Raw genomic sequence first — 9,973 nt, forward strand, 5'->3', positions numbered from 1 at the left:
GGGTGCGATTTGGCGTGAGGGTGGGTGGATATGGGGGAAAAGGTGGATTAATGGGAGTAAACCGGGATCGGGCGATAAGCGTCTGAGCGCTGACAAATGTCGTGCATTCCGGGGAAACGGATGAAACATTATGTCAGAGCATAAGGCTTAGTGTGTCTGTCCGATTACTCCTGGTTATCGTCGCGTCAATGTGACCAATCCGTAGCCGTTCGCTATGACGACAGGCCGGATCAGTGCGGGCATCATGCCTATCGTGAGCGAGGGAAGCGTCGCCGACGCCAAAACCGGGGTAAGGCTCGCGTCGAGACTTCCGGCACGGACGGATGACTCCGACCTAAGGGAACTGACGAGCCTCGCCGTACAGGGAGATCGCGGTGCGATCGAATCCCTGATCGGTGAGTTGCGTCCGATGGTGGTGCGCTATTGCCGCGCCAGGCTGGGCAGGGTTTCGGGGCAATATCACATTGCCGACGACGTCGCCCAGGAGGTGTGCATCGCGGTGCTGTCCGCGCTGCCGCGATACCGCGACATGGGCCGGCCCTTCGCGTCGTTCGTGTTCGGGATCGCCTCGCACAAGGTGGCCGACGCGCTGCGCAGCTCCGTGCGCTCGGCCGTACCGACTCAGGACCTGCCCGACGGGCCGGACGACGGGCCGGGGCCCGAGGAGACGGTGGTCCGCTACATCGAGGTGGAGCACGCCCGCCGGCTGCTGGCCAGGCTGCCCGACAACCAGCGGGAGTTGCTGCTGTTGCGGGTGGTGTCGGGGCTGTCCGCAGAGGAGACCGGTAATGTACTCGGCATGTCACCGGGTGCGGTTCGCGTCGCCCAGCATCGGGCGTTGGCGAGGTTGCGGCAGATGGCCGAGCTGGAGTCGGCTTGACGCCTGAGGAGGAGACCGACGCGCTGCTCGACGCGCTCGGGCGTGGTGAGAGGCCAGATCACGGCGATCCGGCCGTGCGGTTGCTGGTCGCGTTGCTCGACGAGGTGGATCAGCGGCGTTCTTCTGTGTCGATGACCCCGTCGACGTAGCCTCTGGCGTAGTCCCAGCTCACGTAGTCTGCCGGGTCGGGATGGAAGGCCGGCTCGTGGACCTGCGGCTGGCCCTTCTCGATCATCTGTTTGAGGTTGCCGCGCAGCAACTCCCAGTCGAAGAAGTGCTGCTCGCCGCATTCGGGGCAGTCGAGTACGAGCCCCAGCACCCCTTGCGGTTCGAGCAGCGAACGGAACACCTCGACGTCGGCGAGATCCGTGATGGCCTCGTCGCGCTCGGCCGCGGTGAGCGGCTCGGCGTCGTCGAGGTCGCCCATCGCCGAGGAAGGGTCGTTAGGGTCGTCCGCGAATGGATCGCGGGGGACGTCTTCCAGCACCTTCCCACCATATGACCGAAGCGGCCCGCGCGGTGGCTATTACCTGAGCCATCCGCGACGGGCGGCCTCCGCGCCCGCGTGGAAGCGTGATTGGGCCCCCAACTCGGTCATCGCGTCGGCGAACCTGCCGCGGACGGTGCGTACCGACACGCCCAGCTGGCGGGCGATCGACTCGTCGCTCATGCCCTGCGCGGCCAGGCGCAGCACTTGCATCATCCCCTCGCCCCTGCGCCCGAGCAGGAGCGGTACGGCGCGCGACCACAGCTCGCCGAAGAGCGTCCGCAGCACGCCCACGATGACGGGAGTGCGCACGAGATAGAAGTTGTAGGCGTGGTCGGGCAGGTTGCCGCCCCAGTGCGCGGGCAGGCCGGCCACCTCGTCGCCGGCGGTCATGAACCAGCTCGGCACCCGGTCGAGCGTGCGCACCCGGCCGCCGGTCTCCACCAGGCGGGTCAGCTGGTCGCGTACGCCGGGCAGCACGACCGTGGAGACAGGGACGATCACCTGGACGCGGAGCAGTTCGCGCTTCTGCGCATCAATCCACGGATCCGCGAATTTCCGCACAAAATCGGTCATGGTGCGCTCGTCCGGAACCGCGGTGGCCAATTGCATCGGCGGCGCCTGCACGGCTATGCCGAGCACGCTTTCGTACAGCACGTCCGCCCCGCTCGCCATCTCCACCGTGAAAGGGCCGCTGCGATAGTCGCGTCCGGCGTCGTAGTCGCGGATCAGATGGCGGATCGAGCCGAGCGCGGAGTCGATCCTGCGGCTCTCCTCGGCCAGCCGGTCGAGCCGCCGGGCGATCAGCCGGCCGAGCGCGGCGGCGGGATGCCGGGGCAGGTAGTGGCCGGACTGCTCGTCGACGACCCCGAGCCTGACGAGGTCGTCGAGCTGCCGGCCGACCGTCTCGACGGACCCGTCCATGGCCTGCGCCAGATCGGTGCGCGTGGCCCTGTGCAGCCGCAGGACCGCCGTGTAGAGCGAGGTCTGTGCCGGATCGAGACCGAGGGTCTCGAAGGGATCGGGCACGGTGTGCGGCTCGTCGCGCATGCGGGCGGCTCCGTCGGGGGGATACGGGCGTGCGGCGAGGATAACCCCGCTACCCGCCGCTGTCCCCTTGTTTCGCGGACTCGTTCGACACACCTTCGACTCTTCTCCGGCTCATTCCGGCGGGCGTCTCGGGCAGGGCGTGCAGCTTCGTGCAATTGCACGTTTGCACCTTGCCCCCATGTCGTTGAGTAACGCAGGCTTTACCTAGCGTCGGCAGTCCGTCAGGGCGCGGCAGCGCGGTCCATCCGGACGCGGAGGGGGGTTCGGTGGTGCTTTGCGCCGCCACGCCCGGATGCCGGTGGCCGGGGGAGGGGACAGATCATCGACTGTCCCGTCCCCCGGCGCTTTTCGCGTGCCGGGAGTACGTCGGACCGTGGGGGTCGTCGTGCTCCCGGCACCCCGAACGCCCGCGCGGCGAGCCATGAGCGGCCCGGCCAACTCGTTTTGGAGCCAGGCCCTAGACTTGGCTCAATCAGCGCAACGGCAGGAGGGGGCCGCAGCATGTCCAAGTTCACCGAGATGGGTTTGACCTTCGACGATGTGCTGCTTGTGCCGGGCTATTCCGACCTGCAGCCAGGCGAGGCCGACACCCGTTCCCGGTTGTCGCGGGGCATCACGCTGGCCATCCCGCTGATCTCCGCCGCGATGGACACCGTGACCGAGGCCCGCATGGCGGTCGCCATGGCGCGCCAGGGCGGCATCGGCATCCTGCACCGCAACCTGTCGATCGAGGAGCAGGCCCAGCAGGTCGACCTCGTCAAGCGGTCCGAGGCCGGCATGGTGACCAACCCGGTGACCTGCAGCCCCGACGACACGCTGGCCGACGTCGAGCGGCTGTGCGCGACGTACCGGATCTCCGGGGTGCCCGTGACCGACGCGTCCGGCACGCTGCTCGGCATCGTCACCAACCGCGACATGCGCTTCGAGACCGACCAGACGCGGCCCGTGCGCGAGGTCATGACGTCGATGCCGCTGGTCACCGCGCAGGTCGGGGTCTCGCGTGAGGACGCGTTCGCCCTGCTGCGGAAGAACAAGATCGAGAAGCTGCCCCTGGTCGACGGCGACGGCAGGCTGCGCGGCCTGATCACGGTCAAGGACTTCACCAAGAGCGAGCAGTACCCGCTGGCCACGAAAGACGCCGACGGCCGGCTCACCGTCGGGGCGGCCGTGGGCGTCGGCGGCGACGCCGAGCTGCGCGCCAAGACGCTGATCGAGGCCGGGGTCGACGTGGTGGTGGTCGATGTCGCCCACGGCCACTCCAAGGGGCTGGCCGACATGATCGCCAAGATCAAGGCCAACAGCAAGGCCGACGTCATCGGCGGCAACATCGCCACCAGGGCCGGCGCCCAGATGCTGGTCGACGCGGGCGCCGACGCCGTCAAGGTGGGCGTCGGGCCGGGCTCGATCTGCACCACCAGGGTCGTGGCCGGGGTCGGCGCGCCGCAGGTGACCGCCATCTACGAGGCCTCGAAGGCGTGCGCGCCCGCCGGGGTGCCGGTGATCGGCGACGGCGGCCTGCAGTACTCCGGCGACATCGTCAAGGCCATCGCGGCCGGCGCCGACACCGTGATGCTCGGCTCGCTGCTGGCCGGCTGCGAGGAGTCGCCCGGCGAGCTCATCTTCATCAACGGCAAGCAGTTCAAGTCCTACCGGGGCATGGGGTCGCTCGGCGCCGTACGCAACCGCGAGCGCGGCGGCACCTCCTTCAGCAAGGACCGTTACGCCCAGGCCGACGTCGGCGGCGACGACAAGTACATCCCCGAGGGCATCGAGGGTCAGGTGCCCTACCGCGGCCCGGTGTCGGCCGTGGCCCACCAGCTCATCGGCGGTCTGCGCCAGGGCATGTGGTACGCGGGCTGCCGCACGATCGAGCAGATGCACACCGACTGCGAGCTCATGCCGATCACGATGGCAGGCCTCAAGGAGAGTCACCCCCACGACATCCAGATGACCGTGGAAGCTCCGAACTATCACAGAAGGTAAGTCCATGACTCAGCAGGTGGAGATCGGCCGGGGGAAGACCGGGCGGCGGGCGTACTCGCTTGACGAGATCGGTCTGGTGCCCTCGCGGCGCACCCGTGACCCGGAGGAGGTCTCGATCACCTGGCAGATCGACGCCTACCGGTTCGAGCTGCCCGTGGTCGTCGCTCCCATGGACAGCGTGGTCTCGCCGGCCACCGCCATCGAGATCGGCCGGCTCGGCGGTCTGGCTCCGCTCGACCTCGAGGGCCTGTGGACCCGCTACGAAGACCCGCGCCCGCTGCTGGAGGAGTGCGCCGCGCTCGACCAGGAGGCGGCCACCAAGCGGCTCCAGGAGATCTACGCCGCGCCGATCCAGGAAGACCTGATCGGCCGGCGCATCGAGGAGATCCGGGCCTCCGGCGTGACCACCGCGGTGCGCCTGTCGCCGCAGCGTACGGTCCAGTACCACAAGGCCGTGATCGACGCGGGCGTCGACATCTTCGTCATCCGCGGCACGACCGTCTCCGCCGAGCACGTCTCGGGGCGGGCCGAGCCGCTCAACCTCAAGCAGTTCATCTACGAGCTCGACGTGCCGGTCATCGTGGGCGGGTGCGCCACCTACACCGCGGCGCTGCACCTCATGCGCACGGGCGCGGCCGGAGTGCTGGTGGGCTTCGGCGGCGGCGCCTCCCACACGACCCGTAACGTCCTGGGCGTGGCGGTGCCGATGGCGACCGCGATCTCCGACGTCGCCGCGGCGCGGCGCGACTACATGGACGAGTCCGGCGGGCGCTACGTCCACGTGATCGCCGACGGCGGCATGGGCACGTCCGGCGACATCGCCAAGGCGATCGCCTGCGGCGCCGACGCCGTGATGGTGGGCTCGCCGCTGGCCCGCGCGATGGAGGCTCCCGGGCACGGGTTCCACTGGGGTTCGGAGGCTCACCACCCCGATCTGCCGCGGGGGCGGCGGGTCGAGTTCGGCACCGTCGGCACGCTGGAGCAGATCCTGCACGGGCCGTCGAGTGTGGCCGACGGGTCGATGAACCTCATGGGCGCGCTCAAGCGCACCATGGCCTCGACCGGCTACTCCGACATCAAGGAGTTCCAGCGCGTCGAGGTCGTCGTCGCGCCGATCCAGCGCTGACTTGCTCTCCGGCCGCCGTCCGACGACTTGCTCGGGCGGCGGCCGCGGCATGTGACGTAGGGTTTCGGGATGGATTCCCTTGAAGAGAGGATTGCCCGGCTGGAGCAGCAGGTCGCCATGCTGCAGCGCCGTCTCGGCATCGACCCCGCGCTTCCCGAGCCCCGTCCCGGCACACCGGCCCTGCCCGCCGAGTTCTACCGGGCGCTGGAGAACGGGAAGACGATCAAGGCCATCAAGATCTACCGCGAGTCCACCGGCGCCTCGCTGCTCGCCGCCAAGAACGCCGTCGAGGCCATGGAACGCGGCGGCAGACCCTGAGCCCGGGGTTGCCGATCCCGGCATGACGGGCGGGGTGGTGTGTGGTGAGCGCGGTTGAGCGGGTGTTCCGCGAGGAGTACGGGCGGGCGGTCGCCGTGCTCGTGCGGGCGTTCGGGGACATCGATCTCGCTGAGGAGGCGGTGCAGGAGGCGTTCGCGGTGGCCGTGCGCCAGTGGCCCGACGCCGGGATGCCACCGAGTCCGGCGGGCTGGATCATCACGACGGCGCGCAACCGGGCGATCGACCGGCTGCGGAGGGAGTCGAGCCGGCACGAGCGGCATGTGCGGGCCGTGCAGCTGTACGACGCCGACGAGCCGCTCGCCGAGGACGGGCCCGTTCGTGACGATCGGCTGCGTCTCATCTTCACCTGCTGCCATCCCGCGCTCGCCGTGCACGCGCAGGTGGCGCTCACGTTGCGGCTGCTCGGCGGGCTCACGACCGCGGAGATCGCCCGCGCCTTCCTCGTGCCCGAGTCGACCATGGCGCAGCGGCTGGTCAGGGCCAAGAGCAAGATCCGGCGGGCGCGCGTCCCGTACCGGGTGCCGGGGGAGGCGGAGCTGCCCGAGCGGCTGCGGGCGGTGCTGGCCGTGGTCTATCTGATCTTCAACGAGGGGTACGCGGCCAGCTCGGGCGACCGGCTGGTCCGCGAGGACCTGTGCGCGGAGGCCATCAGGCTGGGGCGGCTGCTGGCCGCGCTCATGCCGGACGAGCCCGAGGTCAAGGGGCTGCTCGCGCTCATGCTGCTCATCGAGGCGCGCCGCCAGGCCCGTACCGGACAGGACGGCGGGCTGGTGCCGCTGGCCGAGCAGGACCGCGCGCTGTGGGACCGGACGCTGATCGAGGAGGGGCAGGACATCGTCCGGTGGTGCCTGCGGCGCGACACGCCGGGGCCGTACCAGGTGCAGGCGGCGATCAACGCGGTGCACGGTGACGCGCCGAGCGCGCGGGAGACCGACTGGCGGCAGATCCTGCGGCTGTACGACCTGCTGCTGGCGCTCGACCCGACCCCCGTGGTCGCGTTGAACCGGGCGGTGGCCGTGGCCGAGGTCGAAGGGCCGGAAGCGGCGTTGCCGCTGGTGGACGACCTCGACGCGGACGGTTACCACCTCTTCCACGCCGTACGGGCCGACCTGCTGCGGCGGCTGGGCCGCGCGACGGAGGCGGCGCAGGCGTACGAGGCCGCGATCGCGCGGTCGGGCAACGACGTCGAGCGGAAGTTCCTGCGCGCGGCCGCCCAGCGGCTGTAGGTCATCAGGACTGCTCCGTCGCCGAACGTCCGGGTGCCGGTCAAGCTGCACACGGTGGGCGACGCCGCAGGCTCGTGGCCGCTGCCGTCGAGCGGCCGCTGCCCTAGCATGCGGAAATGGCCGATCTTCAGCACAAGCACGACCTGACGTACGAGGGCGAGCTGGTCGTCAAGCGGTACACGGACGGTGATCCCGGCGCCGCCGAGCGGGAGTGGCTGGCGCTGAAGCTGCTGGCCGAGCACGCCCCCGGGCTGGCGCCCGAGCCGGTCGCGTTCGAGGGCGGCGCGGTGACCATGTCGCGCATCGCCGGAGTGCCGCTGCGCGGCCTGGCCACGCGTACGGCGGCGCAGCTGTCAGCCATGGCCGAGGCCGTGACCGCGTTGCACGCCGCGGTGCCGGCTCACGTGCTGCGGAGCGTTCCCGTACGTCCGTGGCAGGTCGAGGTGCTGGTCGCGTGGGTGCGGAAGCGGGCGGCGGGGTGGCGGCCGCGGGACCCCCTGGCCGACCGGGCCGTGCGGGAGGGCCTGCGGTGGCTGGAGAGCTGGTCGCCGGGCGAGCAGGGTGTCACGCCGGTGTTCGGGGCCGGTGACGGCAACCTCGCGAACTTCCTGTGGGACGGCGCCCGCGTCCGCGTCGTCGACTTCGAGGACTCCGGGCGCAGCGACCGGGCGTTCGAGCTGGCGGAGCTGGCCGAGCACGTGTCGATGTGGGTGGACGGCGAGGTGGACATCGCGGGCCGCTTCGAGCTGGACCCGTACGAGAGCAGGCGCCTGCGCGAGTGCCGCACGTTGCAGGCGCTGGTCTGGCTGTTCCTGCTCTCCCATGAGGGGCCGCGCAACCCGCCCGGGACCTTCCGGCGGCAGGCCGAACGTGTCCTCGCTACCCTGGGCGCGTGAGACTCGCAGGACCGGCCGACCAGGCGGCCGTCGAGCAGCTCGTCCACGACGCCTACACGCCGTGGATCCAGGCCGTCGGCGCGCGGCCGCTGCCTCTGGAGGCCGACTACGGCGCGCTCATCGCGGGCGGCCGGGTGCACGTGACCGACCCGCTCGACGGGTTGATCGTGCTCGTCCCTGAGGACGACGCGCTGCTGGTGGAGAACGTCGCCGTACGTCCGGACATGCACGGCAGGGGCATCGGGCGGGCGCTGCTCGCCTACGCCGAGGACGAGGCGCGCCGGCTCGGGCTGCCCGCGCTGCGCCTCTACACCAACGTCAAGATGACGTCGAACATCCGGTTGTACGCGTCGCTCGGCTACGTCGAGACCGGGCGCGCGGGCATCGAGGGCCGCCAGGCCGTGCTGATGCGCAAGTCGCTCAGCCCGTGAGCACGCCCAGCAGGTGGGTGACCTCGCGGGCCACCGCGTCACGCCCGGACCTGACGTACTTGCGCGGGTCGACCACGCGCTCGTCGCGGCCGAGGTAGTCGCGGATCGCGCCGGTGAACGCCTTGTTCAGGTGAGTCGCGATGTTGATCTTCTTCATGCCCCGGCGGACGGCCTCGCGCAGTACGTCGTCGGGGACGCCCGAGGAGCCGTGCAGCACCAGCGGCACCGGCACGGCCGCGCGCAGCTCGGCGATGAGGTCGAGGTCGAGCACGGCGTCCTTCGTCGTCATCGCGTGTGAGGTGCCGACGGCGACGGCGAGGGCGTCCACGCCGGTCCTGGCCACGTAGTCGACCGCCTCGTGCGGTTTGGTGCGGGCGCCGGGGGCGTGCACACCGTCCTTGCCGCCGACCTCGCCCAGCTCGGCCTCGACCCACACGCCGCGCTCGTGGCAGAAGGCGGCCACCTCGGCGGTCGCGCGGACGTTGTCCTCGTCGGGCAGGGCCGAGGCGTCGTACATGACCGAGCCCAGGCCCAGCGCCACCGCCTCCTCCACCAGCGCGCGGTCGGTGGCGTGGTCGAGGTGGACCGCGACCGGCACCCGCGCCCGGCGGGCGATCGCGAGGCAGGCCAGCGCGAGGGGCTCCAGCGCGCCGTGGTAGCGCACGCAGTTCTCGCTGATCTGCAGGACGACCGGCTGCCCGGCGGCCTCGGCGCCGGCCACGACGGCGGTGGCGTGCTCCAGCTGGATCACGTTGAACGCGCCCACTCCCGCGGGGGACTGGTGGACGATGTCGCCGATGGGAGCGAGGGGCATGAGGGCTCCTTAGGAGAGGCTGATCAGGGGGTGGATGGCGGCGTACACGGCGGGGTCGAACTCCCCGGCCACGGGCGTGGCCACGGCCGCCGCGCCGAGCGCCGCGGCGCGTCTGAGCCGGTCGGGCCACGGGGTCCGCTCGACCAGGCCCAGCGCCAGCCCGGCCACCAGCGCGTCGCCCGCGCCCGTGGGGTTGCCCCGCACGGTGTACGGCATCCGCGCCCGGAACGTCCCCTCGCCGGTGACCGCCAGCAGGCCGTCGGCGCCCATGGACACCACGACCGCCCCTGCGCCCCTTTCGCGCAACGCCTCGGCGCCCTCGGTCGGGGTGCCGCCGGGGACGGCTCTGGCCAGCTCGTCCGCGTTGGGCTTGACGATGGTGGGGCGGCCCTCGGGGGCATGGCGCAGGGGCTCGCCGTCGGCGTCCACGATCGCCGGGACGCCCTGGCCGGCGGCGAGGGCGGCCAGGGTGGCGTAGACGTCGGCGGGGACGCCGCGCGGCAGGCTGCCCGCGATGACCACGGCGTCGGCGTCGCCCAGGAGCTCGGTGTAGCGCCGCGTGAACGCGGCCAGCTCGTCGGCCGTCACCTCGGGGCCGGGTTCGTTGAACAGGGCCGTCCGCCCCCCACCGGACGCCTCCGGGGCGGCCGGCGCCCCCAGGGCGAGGGGAGAGGCGGCGGGTGTCCCCGGGGTGGAGGGAGGTGTGCTGAGGGTGGTCTGAGAGGTTCCGGGGGTCTCCGG

11 protein-coding genes are annotated in these 9,973 nt (G+C 71.2%); 7 read left to right on the forward strand and 4 right to left on the reverse strand.

Annotation, left to right across the window (positions count from 1 at the left end; all coding sequences use genetic code 11):
* Positions 1-244 precede the first annotated feature (244 nt).
* Positions 245-880 carry a sigma-70 family RNA polymerase sigma factor gene (locus E1286_RS42940; protein WP_132622496.1) on the forward strand — a complete coding sequence of 212 codons (636 nt, stop codon included), beginning with the start codon at positions 245-247 and terminating at the stop codon, positions 878-880.
* 109 nt (positions 881-989) lie between these two features.
* On the opposite strand, the gene E1286_RS42945 is transcribed toward E1286_RS42940, so the two are convergent.
* Entirely contained in the window at positions 990-1,367 is a 378-nt protein-coding gene (locus tag E1286_RS42945; protein ID WP_111184766.1) for a DUF5319 domain-containing protein, read from the reverse strand.
* 39 nt (positions 1,368-1,406) lie between these two features.
* On the reverse strand, positions 1,407-2,417 hold the full coding sequence (locus E1286_RS42950; RefSeq protein ID WP_132622482.1) for a helix-turn-helix transcriptional regulator: 1,011 nt from the start codon (positions 2,415-2,417) through the stop codon (positions 1,407-1,409).
* Positions 2,418-2,918: 501 nt separating this feature from the next.
* On the opposite strand from E1286_RS42950, the gene guaB reads away from it, so the two are divergent.
* The 6 genes from guaB to E1286_RS42980 all read left to right on the forward strand — a co-directional run bounded on the left by guaB (position 2,919) and on the right by E1286_RS42980 (position 8,418).
* On the forward strand, positions 2,919-4,400 hold the full coding sequence (gene guaB, locus E1286_RS42955) for an IMP dehydrogenase (RefSeq protein WP_132622484.1): 1,482 nt from the start codon (positions 2,919-2,921) through the stop codon (positions 4,398-4,400).
* 4 nt (positions 4,401-4,404) lie between these two features.
* Positions 4,405-5,526, forward strand: coding sequence for a GuaB3 family IMP dehydrogenase-related protein (locus tag E1286_RS42960; RefSeq protein WP_187368308.1), 1,122 nt, complete (start codon positions 4,405-4,407; stop codon positions 5,524-5,526).
* Positions 5,527-5,595: 69 nt separating this feature from the next.
* A complete protein-coding gene (locus tag E1286_RS42965) occupies positions 5,596-5,844 on the forward strand; it encodes a hypothetical protein (RefSeq protein WP_132622486.1) in 249 nt (82 codons plus the stop codon).
* A gap of 44 nt (positions 5,845-5,888) precedes the next feature.
* Complete coding sequence (locus E1286_RS42970; RefSeq protein ID WP_246075652.1) at positions 5,889-7,091, forward strand: RNA polymerase sigma factor; 1,203 nt, start codon at positions 5,889-5,891, stop codon at positions 7,089-7,091.
* 116 nt (positions 7,092-7,207) lie between these two features.
* The gene (locus E1286_RS42975; protein ID WP_132622488.1) at positions 7,208-7,987 is read left to right on the forward strand and encodes a phosphotransferase family protein; all 780 of its coding nucleotides are present in this window, start codon (positions 7,208-7,210) and stop codon (positions 7,985-7,987) included.
* Entirely contained in the window at positions 7,984-8,418 is a 435-nt protein-coding gene (locus tag E1286_RS42980) for a GNAT family N-acetyltransferase (protein ID WP_132622490.1), read from the forward strand. The genes E1286_RS42975 and E1286_RS42980 overlap by 4 nt, the downstream gene beginning before the upstream one ends.
* Here E1286_RS42980 and E1286_RS42985 read toward each other — a convergent pair.
* Together E1286_RS42985 and E1286_RS42990 are read right to left on the reverse strand one after the other, a co-directional pair.
* Positions 8,408-9,232 carry a class II fructose-bisphosphate aldolase gene (locus E1286_RS42985; RefSeq protein ID WP_132622492.1) on the reverse strand — a complete coding sequence of 275 codons (825 nt, stop codon included), beginning with the start codon at positions 9,230-9,232 and terminating at the stop codon, positions 8,408-8,410. The two genes, E1286_RS42980 and E1286_RS42985, sit on opposite strands and share 11 nt — an antisense overlap.
* A 9-nt stretch (positions 9,233-9,241) precedes the next feature.
* A partial coding sequence (locus E1286_RS42990) for a 1-phosphofructokinase family hexose kinase (RefSeq protein WP_132622494.1) occupies positions 9,242-9,973 on the reverse strand: 732 nt, incomplete at its 5' end.

Origin of the sequence: Nonomuraea terrae, from assembly GCF_004348995.1 — a bacterium.
GTDB lineage: Bacteria > Actinomycetota > Actinomycetes > Streptosporangiales > Streptosporangiaceae > Nonomuraea > Nonomuraea terrae.

Excerpts from the sequence above, each read along its gene's own strand:
- E1286_RS42940 (WP_132622496.1), top strand. The coding sequence starts at position 245 with ATGCCTATCGTGAGCGAGGGAAGCGTCGCCGACGCCAAAACCGGGGTA.
- E1286_RS42950 (WP_132622482.1), bottom strand. The coding sequence starts at position 2,417 with ATGCGCGACGAGCCGCACACCGTGCCCGATCCCTTCGAGACCCTCGGT.
- guaB (WP_132622484.1), top strand. The coding sequence starts at position 2,919 with ATGTCCAAGTTCACCGAGATGGGTTTGACCTTCGACGATGTGCTGCTT.
- E1286_RS42960 (WP_187368308.1), top strand. The coding sequence starts at position 4,405 with ATGACTCAGCAGGTGGAGATCGGCCGGGGGAAGACCGGGCGGCGGGCG.
- E1286_RS42965 (WP_132622486.1), top strand. The coding sequence starts at position 5,596 with ATGGATTCCCTTGAAGAGAGGATTGCCCGGCTGGAGCAGCAGGTCGCC.
- E1286_RS42975 (WP_132622488.1), top strand. The coding sequence starts at position 7,208 with ATGGCCGATCTTCAGCACAAGCACGACCTGACGTACGAGGGCGAGCTG.
- E1286_RS42985 (WP_132622492.1), bottom strand. The coding sequence starts at position 9,232 with ATGCCCCTCGCTCCCATCGGCGACATCGTCCACCAGTCCCCCGCGGGA.